This window comes from Microbacterium sp. LWH12-1.2, from assembly GCF_040675825.1.
Classification (GTDB): Bacteria; Actinomycetota; Actinomycetes; order Actinomycetales; family Microbacteriaceae; genus Microbacterium.
In genome coordinates this window covers 358071-374358 of record NZ_JBEGIJ010000001.1, presented here as the reverse complement: position 1 = coordinate 374358, position 16288 = coordinate 358071, and the positions used below count along the sequence as shown (strand labels likewise).

The following is a 16288-nucleotide window of genomic DNA, read 5'->3' as shown; positions in this document are numbered from 1 at the left end:
CTAGAACTGCACGCGCGGCGGCTCGGAGATCGCGCTGGCATCGGCGACCTCGAAGAATTCACGCTCGGTGAAGCCCAGTCCGCGGGCGAAGAGGTTGTTCGGGAACACCTTGATCTTGGTGTTCAGCTCGCGCACCCCGCCGTTGTAGAAACGTCGAGCCGCCTGGATCTTGTCTTCGGTGTCGACGAGGGCCTGCTGCACCTGGAGGAAGTTCTGACTCGCCTGAAGCTGCGGATAGGCCTCGGCCACGGCGAACAGACTACGCAGCGCCTGCTGCAGATGTCCCTCGGCGATACCGGCAGCGCCGGGGCTCTCGGCGGACAGTGTTTCAGCGCGTGCGCGGGTGACGTTCTCGAAGACCGCCTTCTCGTGGGAGGCGTAGCCCTTCACGGTCTCGATGAGGTTCGGGATGAGGTCGGCTCGTCGCTTGAGCTGGACGGTGATGCCGCTCCACGCCTCATCGACCCGGATCTTGAGTTGCACCAGCGAGTTGTAGGTGGCCCAGAGGTAGATTCCGATGAGCAGAATCACTCCGACGATGATCAGTACCGGCACGAGCCACTCCATGCGGAGGCCACCCTTCCTCGAATTTCTCTCATCCTAGTCGCGCAGTCTGCGCGTGGACTGGGTACGTCGCTGGGGCGCGCGGGGAATGATCCTCAGTCGCCGAGCACGCGCTCGAGGTACCGATTGCCGAAGCGGCGCTCGGGGTCCAGGCGGTCCCGAAGTTCGACGAAATCGTCGAACCGCGGATAGCTCTCTCGCAGTTGCGCGGCATCGAGGGAGTGGAGTTTGCCCCAGTGCGGCCGCCCGCCGTGCTCGAGCATGATCTTCTCGACGGCGCCGAAATACTCGGTGTGGCCGGTGCGCCAGTAGCGGTGCACGGCGATGTATCCGGTGGCACGTCCATGCGCGGTGGAGAGCCAGCGGTCGTCCTCGGCAGCGAATCGCACCTCCACAGGGAACTCGATGCGCCATCCGTGCGACGAGATCAGCTCCTGCACTGCGCGGAACGCCGGGACGACGTTCTCGGCCGGCAGGGCGTACTCCATCTCGCGGAAGCGCACGGTTCGGTTCTGCGTCAGCACTCGATGCGACCGGTCGGTGTACTCGCGATTGCCGGTGAGCTTCACGGCGAGACGGCTGAACGGCGGCGTGATCGCCGGAACCGCCTTCCCCGCGGCGCAGACGACGCGGTAGACGCCGTTGGAGAGCAGCGTCTCGTCGATCCACTTGCCGACGACCGGAAGCGGATGACGCACCGTCGACTCCGGCATCCGCGTCTGCCGCTTCGTCAGGGCGACGTCGGTGTGCGGGAACCAGTAGAACTCGAAGTGATCGGATGCCGCGACATGGTCGTCGAGCGTCGACAACACGTCCTCCAGGGGAACGGGCTGGTCGATCGCGTGCAGGACGAAAGCCGGTACGCACTGCAGCGTCACCTCGACGATGATGCCGAGCGCTCCGAGGCCGAGGGCGACAGCCGGCAGCATCTCGGCGTTCTGCGTGTCGTCGATCCGCAGGAACTCCCCCGTCGCGGTGACCATCGTGACGCCGACGACCTGGGTGGCGAGTCCGCCGAATGCGGCGCCGGTGCCGTGCGTTCCGGTCGAGATCGCTCCCGCGATCGATTGCCGGTCGATGTCGCCGAGATTCTCCATCGCGAGGCCGTGCGCGGCGAGCAGACGGGGTACCCGGTGCAGACGTGTACCTGCGAGCAGCGTGACGCGGCCGGTGGCGGCATCCGCCTTCACCACACCCTGCATGTCGTCGAGCTCGAGCAGCACGCCGGGCGCCGCCGCGATGCCGGTGAAGCTGTGTCCTGCGCCGACTGCTTTCACGGTGAGCCCCTGCGACACCGCGGCCTGGACCGCGCGCTGCACGCCCTCCGGAGTGCGCGGCCGTTCGATGCGGAGCGGCGTGATCTGCGCGGTGCGTGCCCAGTTCTGCCAGGTGCCGCCGATTCTCGTCACAGGAACGCCTTCCCCTCACCGCGGTACGTCGGCAACTCGTCGATGACTTCCGTGCCCGAGACGAGATGGTAGCGATCGATCCGCTCCGCGGGCTCGCCGCTCTTCGCGTGCCGGAACCACACCCGGTCACCGAGCTGCAGCTGGGCCGCCGAGCGCCCTTGCAGCGGTGTCTGCACCTCTCCGGCCGCCTCGCGGGGAAGCGTCCGGAGCCCCTGCGGCCAGGCCGGCAGGGGCTGGCGCGAGGCGAGGGCCGGTCCCGAGGCGATCCATCCACCGCCGAGCACGGTCGCGATGTCGCGGGTCGGGCGACGGACCACGTCGAAAGCGAAGGCCGACGCCGGGGCCGGGCGGAAGGAGCGGTAACCGTCGAAGAGGTGACCGCCGAGCAGGCCGCTGCCGGCGCTCGCCTCCGTGAGCGACTCGTCGCTCCCGGTGAATTCGAGCGAACCCGTGCCGCCGCCGTTGAGGAACTCCAGGGGCGTGATCTCGGCGAGAGCGGTCGCGATCGCCGCCCTGCGCTCGCGCAACTCGGTGCGCGAGCGGGCCTGCACCATCCGGATCAGCGGCGCGTCCGCGCCGGCATCGTCGCCTTGGCCGGCGATCTGCGCCTCGTACATCTGCAGGCCCACGAGCCGGAAACCCGGCCGTCGAACGATCTCCCTGGCGAAGGCCGCGACCTCGCCGGCGCTGAACAGCGCAGAACGACGCACGCCGATATGTCCGAGCGCAGCGGAACGGAGCGACGCATCCGCATCGATCGCGACCCGGATCTCGGGGCGCTGCCCGGGGGCGGCGACGCTGTCGATGAAGTCCAGTTGGGACGGATCGTCGACCATCAGCGTGATCCGCCGCGCCGCAGTCTCGTCGGCTGCGAGCCGCTCCAGACTCGGTCGGTCGACGGTCGGGTAGCCGAGCACGATGTCGTCGTGCGTCTCGGACAGCCACAACGCCTCCGCGAGCGTGAACGCCAGAATGCCCCGGAACCCCGGGAGCTGCAGCACGGCGTCGAGCACGGCGCGCACACGCACCGACTTCGAAGCCACCCGGATCGGGAGGCCACCGGAACGCACGAGAAGATCCATCGCGTTATACCGCAACGCCTCGAGATCGATCACCGCCACCGGAGCGGGCAGGTGGGCGGTCGCATCGGAGAGCCGCGGCCAGTACCGCGCAGCATCCTGCCACTCCGGGGCGACGGAAAGACGCGCATCAGCTGGGGGGCTCAGTTCGGCGGTGAGGTCGAGCACTCCCCCACCCTACGACCTTCATGGACGCGGAATCACCTCTGTCGGGACTGCGTCGCACCATTGTGTCGTCGATAGGCTGGCGTTGCACGCCCCCGTAGCCCAATGGCAGAGGCAGGCGACTTAAAATCGCTTCAGTCTGGGTTCGAGTCCCAGCGGGGGCACTCGGCGCACAAAGATCGCTCCAGACCGAATCCGCTCAGCGGACATCCTTGAGCTGATCGAGGTAGCGTGCGACCACACCCAGCTCTTCCGCCGTGAACGAATCGTGGATCTGCGAGACCTGAGCCGTGATCGCCGCCCACGGGTTCCCACCGTCGCTCGCTCGGAGGTTCTCCTGGCGCATGTGCACGACGACACGTCGACGGTCATGGGGGTCCGCGCGCCGCTCGATGAGCCCTCTCTTTTCGAGCCGATCGAGGACGCGCGTGGTGGTGCTGGTCGGAAGCGCGGTCTGGACGCTGATCTCGCCCGCAGTGATGGGCGCGTCGCTCCGTGCGACGAAGCCGAGCGTCTGAAGGTCGACCAGACGGATGCCGAAATCGTGCGCGATGCGTTCGTTCGTGAGTACCGAGTTCGCAATGACGAGCTGCGTGAGTTCCAGGATGCGAGCGGTGATCTCGTCTTTGTCGATCATGCTGTTCTCCTCAAAGTATTTCCAGAATGGAGATGTTTCACTATAGAATCATCCCACATCGGGATTACTTGGCCGCCAGCGACACGCACGGCGGACGACCCATTCGCAATTCCGCACCTTGGAGGATGAGATGCCGAAAGCCCTCGTGATCGGCGCGGGATCCGCCGGACCCGCCGTCGCGCAACTACTCACCGAGCAGGGGTGGAACGCCCCGCTGTTCGAAGCGCGGAGCTCCCTCGACCGAGCGGAGGGCCTGTTCCTGAATGTCGCCATCAACGGGCGGCGCGTTCTCCGGCTCCTGGGCGCGGAGGAGCGCCTGCTCTCCGACGCGCACCCCGCTCCCCTGATGGAGATGTGGAGTGGCCGCGGCAGGCATCTCGCCACGGTCCCCAACGGCCCCGCCGGCAGCCCCGCGGACGGCGGAGCGGTCGTCAGGCGCGGTTGGTTGCAGGAGGTGCTGTGGGACAGCGCGATCACGGCAGGAGTGCAGATCCACCCGGGCAAGCGATTGGTCGGCGTCGAGCAGAATGACCGCGGAGTCCGGGCCGAGTTCGCCGATGGGCATGTCGAGGAGGGCGACATCATCATCGGCGCTGACGGTGTCGGATCGCTGCTGCGCCGGCAGGTCGCGCCTGAGGTCACCGCCGAGTACACCGGCCTCATCGGCACCGGCGGATTCTCCCGAGTACCCGGCCTCGCACCCACCGTCGGCGTCCAGCGCTTCGTCTTCGGGCGCCGGTCGTTCTTCGGCTACCTGGTGCGCGAGGACGGCACGGTGTACTGGTTCGCGAACCTCACCGCGCCGCAGTTGCCGTCACGTGATCGCTCCGTATCAGGCGAAGAGATCCTCACCCGTCTTCAGCAGGTGCACGACGCGGATCCCGAACCCGTGCCCTCGATCCTCGCCCACTCCACCGGCTCCATCGGCTCGTATCCGATCTTCCGCGTCCCGACATCGCCGCGGTGGTGGCGGGGAAGAGCGGTGCTGATCGGCGATGCGGTCCACGCCACGAGTCCTTCCGCCGGCCAAGGCGCATCCCTCGCCCTCGAAGATGCGGCGTCCCTCGCTGCCGCGCTCGGCGCCGGAGCTACCGATCATGAGCGTGCTTTCGCGGCCTTCGAACGGGAGCGGCGCGAACGCGTGGAGAAGATCGTGGCGTACGCCGCGAGCATCGACAAGCAGAAGAAGACCAGCGGCAATCCGATCTCCGCCGCCGCGCGCGACTTCCTCCTGCCGCTCTTCCTTCGCGGGGCGACGAAGGACACCCGCTACGACTGGGTCTTCGACTACACGCCTCCACCTGTCGTCGCCGCATCCGATTCGCCGAACGGCGCACGTTCCACCCCCTGAGTGGAAGAGCCACCACCGCTGAGCTCACCGCTGCGCTCTGATCGACCTCAGAAAACGCAGAAGCTCGTCGGTCACCGCGTCCGGGGCATCCTGACTCACGATGTGACCAGCATCCGGGATGACGACCTCGCGTACTCCTTCGTGCCGCGCCCATGCGGGCATGGCGGTGGCGATGTTGCCCGTACGGTCCAGTGCACCACGGACCAGCCCCAGCGGCACCGGCGTCCGGTAGGTCGGGTCCGGATCGACGAAGGCTGTCGTCGCCCGCCAGATGTCGAGGAATTCCGACTTCGCGACCTGCGCGAATGCCCGCTCCGCGTCCCTCCTCGCGAAGTCGGAGGTCGCAGAGGCCTCCGCCAGCAGTCGCGGCAGCCGAGCGGCGGGGACGAGGGCGAGGGCGGGAGCCGCAAGGCGCAGCAGTTGACGCTGCCACACGGTCAGCGGGCCATTGTTCCACGTCGAGTCCAGCACCATCAGACCGGAGAACGCCTCCGGCGCCTTCCGCACCAACGCCTGCGCCAGGTTGCCACCGAGTGAGTGCCCCACGAGCACGGGGCGATCGAGCCCTCGTGATGCGATGAGTTCTTCGATGTCGGCCACCAGGCTCTCAGCGGTGATCGGCACGAGGTTCGGGCGCGACTGGCCGTGCCCGCGCAGGTCCAGCATCAGCGCTCTGCGCCCCGAGGCGATGACGGCTTCGACCTGCGCAGAGAACATGACATGATCGGCGCCCGCGCCGTGCAGGAACACGACCGCGGGCTCGTCGCCGCCGGAGTCGTCGAAAGCCAGCGAACAGCCACGCAGAGTCAGGCGTTTCGACAGAGTGGGCATATTCGGAATGTAGCCGATCAGGTGGTGACTCCTGCGACGTCGAGGGCGCAGAGGAGCGACCCATACGCGGAAGAGCCCGCCCGAGACGAATCTCGGACGGGCTCTTCGCAGCGATCAGATGATCAGGCGTCGGCGTTCACGGTCTTCTTGACAGGCGCCTTCTTCACCGGCTTCGCCGCAGGCGCAGCCTCCGCAGCAACGGTTGCCTTCACTGGCTCGACCTTGGCCGGCTCTGGCTTGGCCGGCTCTGCCTTGGCGACAGGGGCGGCAGGAGCCGCATCCACGGCCGGACGCGGGCGAGCCGCGAACTCCTCGAAGACGTAACGAGGGCTCTGCACCGTCTCGAGGTTGACCAGGTCACGACCGAGGAAGAAGTTGTTCACCCAGCCCCACACGACGCGGATCTTGCGCTCCCACGTCGGCATCGCCAGGCCGTGGTAGCCACGGTGGGCGATCCAGGCGACGAAGCCCTTCAGCGCCAGGTTGCCGGACTGGAAGACGCCGTTGTACAGGCCGAGACCCGCGACAGCGCCCATGTTCTTGTGGAAGTACTCCTTGGGCTCCTCGCCACGGATGACCGCGACGATGTTCTTCGCAAGCAGCTTCGCCTGGCGCACCGCGTGCTGAGCGTTCGGAACGCAGTAGCCGCCGACACCGCCACCGGACAGGTCGGGGACGGCCGAGACGTCACCGGCAGCCCACGCGCCCTCGACGATCGCGTCGGCCGTGCCGACGCGCAGGTCGGCGCGGGTCTGGATGCGGCCACGCTCTTCGACGGGGAGGTCGCCGCCGCGGACGACGGTCGGGTTGGCCATCACACCGGCGGTCCACACGATGAGGTCGGTCGGGATGACCTCGCCGGTGGAGAGTTCGACGATGCCGTCGACGGCGCCCGTGAGCTGCGTGTCGAGGTGCACGTTCGCACCGCGCTTCGCAAGGTCCTTGAGCACCCACTCGCTGGTCTTCAGCGAGACCTCGGGCATGATCCGCCCCATGGCCTCGATCAGGTGGAAGTGCGTGTCATCGAACGTCAGCTGCGGGTACTTCGACACCAGCGCAGATGCCAGCGAACGCAGCTCCGCGAAGACCTCGATGCCGGCGAAACCGCCACCGACGACGACGACGGAAAGCAGACGGTCGCGCTCGGGACCGGCCGGCAGCGACGCCGCCTTGTCGAAGTTCGACATCAGCCGGTCGCGGATGGCGACGGCCTCTTCGATGGTCTTCAGCCCGATCGCGTTGTCGGCGATGCCCGGGATCGGGAAGGTGCGGGAGACAGCGCCCGCCGTCACCACGATCTGGTCGTATGCGAACTCGTAGGGCTCGCCCTCGGTCGGCGTGATCGTGGCCACCTTGTTGGCGTGGTCGATCTTGGTGACCTTCGCGGTGACGACGTGAGTCCGCTTCAGGTGGCGACGATGCGCGACCACCGAGTGCCGCGCCTCGATGGAGCCGGCGGCGACCTCGGGCAGGAACGGCTGGTAGGTCATGTACGGCAGCGGATCGACCATGGTGACGTCGGCTTCACCCTTGCGGAGCTGCTTCTCGAGCTTCCACGCCGTGTAGAAACCTGCGTAGCCTCCACCGACGATCAGAATCTTGGGCACAGTGCTGTTCTGAGGCACAGGGGAACAACTCCTCGGAGTCAGGATTTTGGCGTGCGACTCGCGCGCGCTGAGCGGATGCGCCGGGCAGCTGCGGTGACGCCAAGCCCCACCAGGATACCAGGGACTGTGAGCGCAATGAGCGGGAGGGTACCGTAACGCAATGACTCGGCGCTGGGAAGCAAGGGAGACCCCGGTTCGGTCGGTGGTTCCGCCGCGGGAAGCGGCGGCACGCTCACCGGCGTGATCTCGGGTTCCGGCTGCGGTTCGGACGCTGCTCGACGGTGCAGACGGACCCACTCCGCGAGGTCTCCCATGGGGTTCTTGTCGACCTTGGGGACATCCGTGGAAATGGCGGCGGCGGCATCCACCAGCCCGTATCCGTAAAGCGGATCACTGGGCTTCGTCGCGCCCTCCACCGGAATCGCGGTCTTGATGATGCGGTTGATCACATTTGCGGCGTCGAGGTCAGGGTGCGCGGAGCGCACCAGCGCAGCGATGCCGGCCACGATCGGCGCTGCACCACTGGTGCCGCGCCACCACGCCACCTTTCCGTCGGCGGAAACGCCGAGAAGGCCTTCACTGGGCGCCGAGATGCCGATCGTGATGCCCTGCGTCGACGCCTCGATGCTCGCCGTACCGGTCTGATCGACCCCGCCGACGGTGAGCACGCCGGGGATCGTCGCCGGAGCGCCGATGATGCTCGTGCCGCTCCCCCGGTTGCCCGCGGCCACCACCACGACGACGTCGTGCTCGAAGGCGTACAGGAACGCCTCGTCCCAGCTCCGGTCCCACTCGAGGGTGTTCGTCGTGAACGACAGGTTGATGATGTCGGCGCCGTTGTCGACCGCCCACTTCATCCCCTTCGCGACCTGCTCGGCGAAGGGGACGGCCGCCGCTGCGCCGAAGCCGAGCGAGATCGAGAGCAGGTTCGCCTCGGGTGCGACGCCGATCATGCCGGTGCCGTCGGCGGCACCTCGTCCGGCGGCCAGCGATGCCACCCAAGAACCGTGGTTCCCGTCGACGGCGCCGAGCGGTGTCCGCCCGTCAGGGGTGCCGCTGCCGCTGACGTCCGTCCCGCCGATGACCGCGTCGCCGAAGGTCTGCGGCACCTTTGCGATACCGGTGTCGATCACGGCAATCGTGACGCCTTTACCGCGTGTGGTCTGCCATGCTTCGCGGATGCGGGCGCCGTCCAGCCAGTACTCGGAGGCGCGCACCGGATCCGCAGGGTTGTCCGGAACAGGCCCTGGAGCGGTCGTCGCTCCCAACAGCAGCACGGATGCCGCAACCATCGCCACGGCGACGGTCATGCGCAGCATCCTCATGCTCATGCCGTCGCCGCTCCTGCGACCCGGATCGCTGCGCCGGGATCGTCGCAGCGGCACTGCTCGGCAGACCAGGAGGAGCGAGCGAGCGCCTCATCGCCGATCGGGTTGACGCCGGGTCCTGCAGCCAGCGCGTGCCCCGCGAGCGCGTGCAAGCACTTCACGCGCGTCGGCATCCCGCCGGCGGAGATCCCGTCGATCTCGGCGACGTCGCCGAACTGGGCGCGATCTGCGAGGTATGCCTCATGGGCGGCCTGATACGCCGCGGCGATGTCTTCATCGTCGGCGAGAAGGGCCGCGAGCTCCGGCATCACCTGGGTGGCCTCGAGGGTCGACATGGCGGCCGTCGCGGCCGGGTGCGTCAGGTAGTAGAACGTCGGGAAAGGGGTGCCGTCGGCCAGCCGCGGCGTGGTCGCGACGACCGTGGGATTGCCACATGCGCATCGGGCGGCGATGCCGAGAACGCCCCGAGCCGGACGGCCGAGCTGTGCCGAGACCACGGCGAGTTCAGCGGGCGTGGGGGCAGGAAATGGCGGCGTAGTCACCCGTCCAGCGTAGGGGAGGCAACCGGGGGGATGCTCGGAGCGAACGCTCAGCGTCACTCAGGGGGTGACGGCCGCCGTGTCAGCGAGGCCGCTCGACGTGAGCGTGCGCAGCAGCTGCCCCATCCAGTCAGCCGGCTTCTCTTCCAGGGTGTCGCTGACGGCCTCCTGCTCCTGCGGGAGAGCGGCCGGATCGAGGTCGTTGTCGATCAGATAGACGACCTCGCCGGGCTTGACGTAATAGAGGCGCTCACGCGCCTGGGTGGTGATGTACGCAGGGTCCTGCCAACGTTCGCGCTCCTGCTCGAGAGCGGCGATCTCGTCCTCGCTGACCTGGACGGATGCCTCGAGCGCTGCGATCTTCTGCCGCTGATCGATGAACGTGCCGAGGGTCGGAACCAGCACCCAGGCGCCGAGGACGACCAGCGACAGCATGATGACCGAGAAGGCGGAGAGGCGGATGCCGGACGCCCACTCGCGCACGTCGACACTCTGCCCGCCGGCCGCAGCTCGGCTGGATGCCGGACGCGAGGCGGCCGCCCGGGTCGGCGTGGTGCGAGCGGCGCTCTTCTTCGCGGGCTTCGCCTTCGAGCTCTGCGCCTTGGAACTCGGCGCCTTCGAACTCGGCGCCTTCGAGGCGCCCGAAGACGCCGAAGGAGGAGCCGGTCGTCGTGCCACGGCTCCTCCTCGGTGTTATGTCTGTCTCAGCTGCGCTCAGCCCTGGTAGCGCGGGAAGGCCGAACGGCCCGCGAAGACCGCGGCATCCCCCAGCTCTTCCTCGATGCGCAGAAGCTGATTGTACTTCGCGACGCGCTCGCTGCGAGCAGGCGCACCCGCCTTGATCTGACCCGAGTTCGTCGCGACGACGAGGTCGGCGATGGTGGTGTCCTCGGTCTCGCCCGAGCGGTGCGACAGCATCGCCGTGTAGCCGGAGCGCTGCGCGAGGCTGACCGCGTCGAGCGTCTCGGAGAGCGTGCCGATCTGGTTGACCTTGACCAGCAGCGAGTTGGCCACGCCGCGGCGGATGCCATCGGCGAGACGCTCCGGGTTGGTGACGAACAGGTCGTCGCCGACGAGCTGGACCTTCGAGCCGAGCGCGTCGGTGAGCAGCTTCCAGTTGTCCCAGTCGTCTTCGGCGAGGGCATCCTCGATCGTGACGATCGGGAAGTCGTTCATCAGTCCGACGTAGTACTCGATCAGCTCGGGTCCTGACCAGTCCTTGCTGTCCAGACGGTAGACGCCGTCCTTGAAGAACTCGGTCGCTGCGACGTCGAGGCCCAGGGCGATCTCGGTTCCCGGCTTGAAGCCGGCCTTCTCGATCGCCTTGACCAGGAAGTCGAGGCCCTCGCGGTTGCTCGGCAGATCGGGGGCGAAGCCGCCCTCGTCGCCGAGGCCGGTGGCGTAGCCCGCGGCCTTCAGCTCGGCGCGCAGCACGTGGTAGGTCTCGACGCCCCAGCGGAGGGCCTCGGAGTAGGTCTCGGCGCCGATCGGCGCGAGGAAGAACTCCTGCATGTCGATGCCGTTGTCGGCGTGCTCTCCGCCGTTGATGACGTTGAACAGCGGAACGGGCAGGACGTGCGCGTTCGGTCCGCCGAGGTAGCGGAACAGCGGCAGGTCGGCAGAGTCTGCCGCGGCCTTTGCCACCGCGAGGCTGACGCCGAGGATGGCGTTGGCGCCGACGCGCTTCTTGTTCTCGGTGCCGTCGACCTCGATGAGGATCTCGTCGATGACGCGCTGCTCGCTCGCCTCGACGCCCTCGATGGCCGGGCCGAGCTCGTCGATGATGGCCTCGACGGCCTTGAGCACGCCCTTGCCGCTGTAACGGGTCTTGTCGCCGTCACGCAGCTCGTACGCCTCGAAGGCGCCGGTGGATGCACCCGAGGGGACGGCAGCCCGCTGGACGATGCCATCGTCGAGGAGCACCTCCACCTCGACGGTCGGGTTACCTCGCGAGTCGAGAATCTCGCGTGCGCCTACAGCCTCGATGAGTGCCACGAATGTGCTCCTTGCTCAGGGAAAGGGTGTGGTGGAGCGACGTCGATCCGCGCCCAGTCTAGCCCGCCCGCACTCACCACCCCGGGGCGTGACGATCCGTCGTCACACGACGAGCGCGAGCGCGATGCCGTCCCAGCCCTTGATGCCCACGGTCTGCAGGGCGGTCGCGTCGAAGCGCGGGTCCTCCCCCAGCATCCGAAGCGCGTCCCTGGTGCCGACGACCATCGAGTCGGTGCTGTCCTGGCGCACGATCTCGCCCTCGCGGCCGATGTTGTCGAGCACGACGACGGTGCCCGGATGCCCCAGCCTGGCCGCCCAGTCGAGGTAGATCGTGTTGGACTCCTTGTCGGCGTCGATGAACACGAGATCGAATCCGCCGACCAGAGTGGGCAGGACGTCTGCGGCGCGACCGACGCGGATGTCCACCCGTTCACCGATGCCCGCGGCGTCGATACTCGCCCGTGCAACTGCGGCGTTGTCCGGTTCCGCCTCGACGGTGAGGACCTTGCCACCTTCGCCGACTGCCCTCGCCAGCCAGATGGTCGAATATCCGCCGAGCGTTCCGATCTCCAGCACCCGGCGCGCGCCGCTCAGCCGTGCGATCAGATTCAGCAGCTTGCCCGCGACAGGAGCGACCTCGATCTTCGGGAGCCCGGCAGCCTGCTGCGCCTCGAGCGCGGCCTCCAGCGCGGGGTCGTGGCCGACGAGCGTGTCGGCGAGGTAGATGTCCGCTTCCGCCCAGGCGGCAGGTGTCGATTGCATGGGTCCAGCCAATCCCGGTGAACCGCAGCCGTCAAGAGCGCGGCGGTGACAGCAGCCGACCGGGTGCGTCCGCGAGTTCGGGCTGCTGCCGGAACTGCCCCGTGATGAGGAGCACGACGATCACGAGAGCGATCACGATGCAGCCCGCCGCCCCGAGCGGCCCGGCGAGGGCGAGGTCGGGCTTGGCCGCGGCGAAGATCACGATCATCCCGCCTGCGGCGTTCAGTGATCCGTGGGCGATGACGGCCGGCCACACCGATGCCGAGCGCAGGCGCAGCCAGCCGAGGAGGATCCCCCAGGCGACGCACCCGCCGATCATCAAGAGCACGCCGGTGATGTCCGTACGCCCGAAGTTGTAGCCGAGCAGGATGATCGGGCTGTGCCAGAAGCCCCAGACAGCGCCGCTGATCAGAAGGGCCGGCCACGTGCCGAGCGGCCGCAGCGCCGGCACCAACCAGCCGCGCCACCCGAGCTCCTCGCCGAAGGCGAAGATGCTGTTGAAGAGCGCCGCGAGCGGAATCGACGCCAGCTGCGCCACCACGATCGCGACGACCGGCGGCGCGGGCGTCCCTGGCGGGAGCGCCTTCTCGATCTCCGCGGCGAACGCGGCGAAGGTGAAGTCGAGCTGCACCCAGCCCAGCGCCGCCGACAGCAGGATGCTGAGCGCCACGAGCACTGGAGGGGCGAGCCAGGCCAGCACCATGAGCCAGACCACTCGTCTGGCGGGGCGCAGCGGCCACAGCCCCAGGAAGCGCGCACGACCACCGCGCGCCGGCACCCGCATCGCGAACGTGACGATGAGCGCGGCGACAGCCGGCGTGAACATCATCACCGGCAGCAGGACGCCGGAGATCGGCTCCGCGAGCCCGTCACCGAGCCAGAGCGGCAGAGCGACGAGCCAGGCGATGGCGCACGAGAGCACGACGAACGCGAGAATCGCGCCCCACGCGGGTCGGGTCCTCGGCGCGTTGGTGGAGAACGTCATTCCTGTTCCTTTCCGGTGGACGCGGCGGCGCTGAGCACTGCCGCTGCGGTGACCGCGTCGTCGAGGGTGACGATGACGGTCTTGCCGTTGATGCGGGCGACCTCGATGCCTTCCCCGGTGCGCAGCACGATGCCGAAGCGGCCGTCTGCGCCCCAGCGGATCCCCCAACCGCCGAACTCCGAGAAGGGGTTCACCTGGATGGCGCGGACTGCCGCGATATCTTCGGCGGCGATCGCATAGCGGGGCCATCCGACCGCGCTGCGCAGATGCAGCCCCTCGGCATCCGCCCGCACGTAGAAGACGGAGGTGCTCAGCAGCATCACGACCAGGAGCAGCCCGACGCCTACCGCGAACCATCCGCCGGCACGGCCGAACGCGAGAAGCACGACACCCACGCCGAGCGTCACGAACACGAAGAGAGAGATCGTCACGATGCCCGTTCGAGACAGCGTCGACGTTCCGAACCAGGCGGCGCGTGCGCCGGCCGGAAGCGGAAGCGGAGCCGCGCTTCCCCCCTGCCACGGCTCCTGGTGCTGCGTGGCGTCGAGGGGCCCCGGCTTCGACGAGCTCGGTTGCACGAACCAGCCGAGAAGGGTGAAACCGACGAGCAGGGCGAAGGCCAGAGCCGCCCATGGTCCGATGTCGGGCGCATCCCGCGCATCGTCGAGGCCTCGCTGCACTCCCATGATGGCGAGGCCGAGCACAGCGAGCAGTACCGACAGTCCCAAGCTCACAGCCCCGAGGAGCCGCACCGTTGCACTCGGATCGTGATTGCTGCGCGGCAGCAGCGTCGCGGTGCCGTCGCGGTGCGAAGGCAGTCGCTGCGCAAGAAGGCCGAGCGCCACCATCACCAGCACCATCCCGACGCCGACGCCGAGCGGCAGAAGGAGGTTCGCCCATGGCGGCCCGAATCCATCAGGACCGGCACCCGACCAGTGGATCGCCGCGGGATCAGGCATCTCGGGAAGCCAGGCGAACATCACCGCGGCGGCGAGGGCGATGACTCCGAGCGGAACGATCAGCCCCACCCACAGCAGTCCCGCACGAGCCCGGCGGCGCTGCGTCGTCTTCGCGGACGAGATGTTCATGAGGAGTGCTCCTTGATGAGGGCGGCGAGGGTGTCCGGCGTGAGTCCTACTGCCGCGGCGCGGGCGACGAGCGCATTGACGTCGGCGTGCAGCTCGGCGAGGGCGTCGGCCGCGGGCGCCACCACGGCGCCGCGTCCGCGGCGCAGATCGATCAGCCCTTCATCGCGAAGATTCTGGAGAGCATGGAGCACCGTGTGCAGGTTCACGCCGAGCCCGGCGGCGATCTCACGCGCGGCGGGCAGCCGGTCACCCGGGCGGATTCTTCCGCTGGCGATTCCGGTGCGCACGGAGGCCGCGACCTGTTCGAAGAGAGGGCGCTCGCTGTGCGGCTCGATCGTGAGCAGCATCTCGCTCCATTCGTACTGTTCTAGTTTAACTAGAACATTTATAGCATCTCGACCAACGAATGCACCAGGTCCTGACCCGCTCGGCAAGATGGGCGACATGCGTGTCACCCCCCGCCGCCTGGCCATCGGCATGAGTCTCTGGATCCCGAACCTGTTCAGCGGAATCCGTATCCGGCGCTTCAGCGACGACTGGACGCACGCGACCGTCGAGCTGCACGTCAACGTGCTCACCCGCAACTACGTCAAGACCGCCTTCGGGGGGTCGATGTCGGCGATGACCGACCCGTACTTCTTCATGCTCGTCATGCACCAGCTCGGGCGTGACTACGTCGTGTGGGACACCCGCGGTGAGATCGAGTTCCTCAAGCCGGGACGCGGCGTTCTCACTGCGGAGTTCGAGGTGAGCCCCGAGAAAGTCGCGGAGATCCGCGAGCGGGCGCGCGGCGGCGCGAAAGTGCTCGAATGGTTCGAGACGGTCATCACGGATCGCGAAGGCGATGTCGTCGCGAAGGTTCGCCGCGAGGTGTACATCCGCGAGAAGAAGCGCGTCACGGCTACGCGCAGCTGACACGCGTCTCTCGTCAGGCGCCCCCTCCGGATGGGGCGACGGGCGATGGCGGCATCGACGACGAGCGAACGATCAGTCGCGGGGCGAGCCGTATCGTCTCGTGCGCCGACGCCGCACCCGACGCCAATCCGAGCGCGAGTTCGAGTGCCGTACGGCCACTCTCCTCGAACGGCTGTCGAACAGTGGTGAGGTCCAGCGCCGAGGCGACCTCGCCGTCGTCATACCCGACGACCGCGATCGGAGCCGTAGCGCGTGCGGAGCGAAGCCGGGACAGGATCGCCGCGGCGAACTGGTCGTGATTGGCGACGATCGCCGTGGCCCCGGCATCGGTCCGCGCCCGGAGCACCCGATCATCGACCGACGAGGGCCCATCGACCGCGACGGCGGTGACGTCGAGGTGCTGCGAAAGCCCTTCGATGCGAAGCATCCCTGCCGACACGTACGACGGCGAGCGCTGCGGCTCGTGAACGAAGAGAATCCGGCGGTGGCCGAGTTCCGCGAGATGACGACCGATCTGCGAACCGCCGTCACGGTCGTCCACGAGTACGACGGGACCCCCGACGTCTGCCCTCGTCGGCACGACGTCCACGTACACGATGGGGATGCGCGCCGCTCTGCTCGCCCGGCGCGCAGCTCCTCCGAGCGGCACTCCCATCACCACGAGCCCCGAGACGTCAGCACGCGTCGGGAGCACATCGAGAAGAGGCTCGTCGGCGGCGGCTGCGGAATCCAGGTCGTACGGGATGATGTCGACCGCGGCATCACGGGCTCGACGCAGCATCCCGGACAGGCGACGCAGATACGACGGATAGGTCGTGAACGGTGCGGCCACGGCGATGCGCGCAGCGCCGACCCGCCTCCCCGCCGTCATGCGATAACCCAGTGCCGTGGCCGCTTCGACGATGCGCGCGCGGGTCTCCGGCCGCACGCGGTGCGGAGAACTCACCGCCAGCGACACGGTGGAGATGCTCACGCCGGCGCGTGCAGCGACGTCGTAGATGGTGACGCGTCCAGGGCGTGCGCGCATTCGACC

At 68.2% G+C, this 16288-nt stretch carries 17 protein-coding genes and 1 tRNA gene; 3 read left to right on the top strand and 15 right to left on the bottom strand.

Going from position 1 to position 16288, the window contains the following annotated elements:
- The 3 genes from MRBLWH12_RS01680 to MRBLWH12_RS01670 all read right to left on the bottom strand — a co-directional run bounded on the left by MRBLWH12_RS01680 (window position 1) and on the right by MRBLWH12_RS01670 (window position 3220).
- A complete protein-coding gene (locus MRBLWH12_RS01680) occupies window positions 1-567 on the bottom strand; it encodes a LemA family protein (protein ID WP_341975441.1) in 567 nt (188 codons plus the stop codon).
- Between the two features lie 92 nt (window positions 568-659).
- On the bottom strand, window positions 660-1973 hold the full coding sequence (locus MRBLWH12_RS01675) for a D-arabinono-1,4-lactone oxidase (protein ID WP_363545418.1): 1314 nt from the start codon (window positions 1971-1973) through the stop codon (window positions 660-662).
- Window positions 1970-3220 (bottom strand): alanine racemase, encoded by a 1251-nt coding sequence (locus MRBLWH12_RS01670; RefSeq protein ID WP_363545415.1) that lies wholly within the window; start codon window positions 3218-3220, stop codon window positions 1970-1972. The genes MRBLWH12_RS01675 and MRBLWH12_RS01670 overlap by 4 nt, the downstream gene beginning before the upstream one ends.
- 88 nt (window positions 3221-3308) lie before the next feature.
- On the opposite strand from MRBLWH12_RS01670, the gene MRBLWH12_RS01665 reads away from it, so the two are divergent.
- Window positions 3309-3381 (top strand) — tRNA-Leu (locus MRBLWH12_RS01665).
- Window positions 3382-3416: 35 nt separating this feature from the next.
- Here the strand turns inward: MRBLWH12_RS01665 and MRBLWH12_RS01660 are convergent.
- Window positions 3417-3854, bottom strand: coding sequence for a MarR family winged helix-turn-helix transcriptional regulator (locus MRBLWH12_RS01660; RefSeq protein WP_363545412.1), 438 nt, complete (start codon window positions 3852-3854; stop codon window positions 3417-3419).
- 130 nt (window positions 3855-3984) lie between these two features.
- On the opposite strand from MRBLWH12_RS01660, the gene MRBLWH12_RS01655 reads away from it, so the two are divergent.
- Window positions 3985-5205 (top strand): FAD-dependent oxidoreductase, encoded by a 1221-nt coding sequence (locus MRBLWH12_RS01655; protein WP_363545410.1) that lies wholly within the window; start codon window positions 3985-3987, stop codon window positions 5203-5205.
- A 24-nt stretch (window positions 5206-5229) separates the two neighbouring features.
- Here MRBLWH12_RS01655 and MRBLWH12_RS01650 read toward each other — a convergent pair whose 3' ends face one another.
- From MRBLWH12_RS01650 to MRBLWH12_RS01605, 10 genes are all read right to left on the bottom strand, one after another.
- Complete coding sequence (locus MRBLWH12_RS01650; RefSeq protein WP_363545407.1) at window positions 5230-6036, bottom strand: alpha/beta fold hydrolase; 807 nt, start codon at window positions 6034-6036, stop codon at window positions 5230-5232.
- Between the two features lie 122 nt (window positions 6037-6158).
- Entirely contained in the window at window positions 6159-7643 is a 1485-nt protein-coding gene (locus MRBLWH12_RS01645; RefSeq protein ID WP_363545404.1) for an NAD(P)/FAD-dependent oxidoreductase, read from the bottom strand.
- Window positions 7644-7681: 38 nt separating this feature from the next.
- Entirely contained in the window at window positions 7682-8962 is a 1281-nt protein-coding gene (locus tag MRBLWH12_RS01640; RefSeq protein ID WP_341978483.1) for a S8 family serine peptidase, read from the bottom strand.
- Between the two features lie 8 nt (window positions 8963-8970).
- Window positions 8971-9513, bottom strand: coding sequence for a DUF501 domain-containing protein (locus MRBLWH12_RS01635; RefSeq protein ID WP_363545401.1), 543 nt, complete (start codon window positions 9511-9513; stop codon window positions 8971-8973).
- 57 nt (window positions 9514-9570) lie between these two features.
- Window positions 9571-10188: an FtsB family cell division protein gene (locus MRBLWH12_RS01630; RefSeq protein ID WP_363545398.1), complete on the bottom strand. Its 618-nt coding sequence runs from the start codon at window positions 10186-10188 to the stop codon at window positions 9571-9573.
- Window positions 10189-10224: 36 nt separating this feature from the next.
- Window positions 10225-11505 carry a phosphopyruvate hydratase gene (gene eno / locus MRBLWH12_RS01625; protein WP_102192408.1) on the bottom strand — a complete coding sequence of 427 codons (1281 nt, stop codon included), beginning with the start codon at window positions 11503-11505 and terminating at the stop codon, window positions 10225-10227.
- Window positions 11506-11607: 102 nt separating this feature from the next.
- Window positions 11608-12267, bottom strand: a complete 660-nt coding sequence (locus MRBLWH12_RS01620) for an O-methyltransferase (RefSeq protein ID WP_363545395.1) — start codon at window positions 12265-12267, stop codon at window positions 11608-11610.
- Between the two features lie 31 nt (window positions 12268-12298).
- A complete protein-coding gene (locus MRBLWH12_RS01615) occupies window positions 12299-13252 on the bottom strand; it encodes a CPBP family intramembrane glutamic endopeptidase (protein WP_363545393.1) in 954 nt (317 codons plus the stop codon).
- Entirely contained in the window at window positions 13249-14340 is a 1092-nt protein-coding gene (locus tag MRBLWH12_RS01610; RefSeq protein WP_363545390.1) for a DUF1648 domain-containing protein, read from the bottom strand. The genes MRBLWH12_RS01615 and MRBLWH12_RS01610 overlap by 4 nt, the downstream gene beginning before the upstream one ends.
- Window positions 14337-14687, bottom strand: coding sequence for a GntR family transcriptional regulator (locus tag MRBLWH12_RS01605; protein WP_341975455.1), 351 nt, complete (start codon window positions 14685-14687; stop codon window positions 14337-14339). Before MRBLWH12_RS01605 ends, MRBLWH12_RS01610 begins: the two co-directional genes overlap by 4 nt.
- 97 nt (window positions 14688-14784) lie before the next feature.
- On the opposite strand from MRBLWH12_RS01605, the gene MRBLWH12_RS01600 reads away from it, so the two are divergent.
- Window positions 14785-15255, top strand: a complete 471-nt coding sequence (locus MRBLWH12_RS01600; protein WP_363545387.1) for a DUF4442 domain-containing protein — start codon at window positions 14785-14787, stop codon at window positions 15253-15255.
- Between the two features lie 13 nt (window positions 15256-15268).
- Here MRBLWH12_RS01600 and MRBLWH12_RS01595 read toward each other — a convergent pair whose 3' ends face one another.
- Window positions 15269-16282, bottom strand: coding sequence for a LacI family DNA-binding transcriptional regulator (locus MRBLWH12_RS01595; RefSeq protein ID WP_363545384.1), 1014 nt, complete (start codon window positions 16280-16282; stop codon window positions 15269-15271).
- Window positions 16283-16288 lie beyond the last annotated feature (6 nt).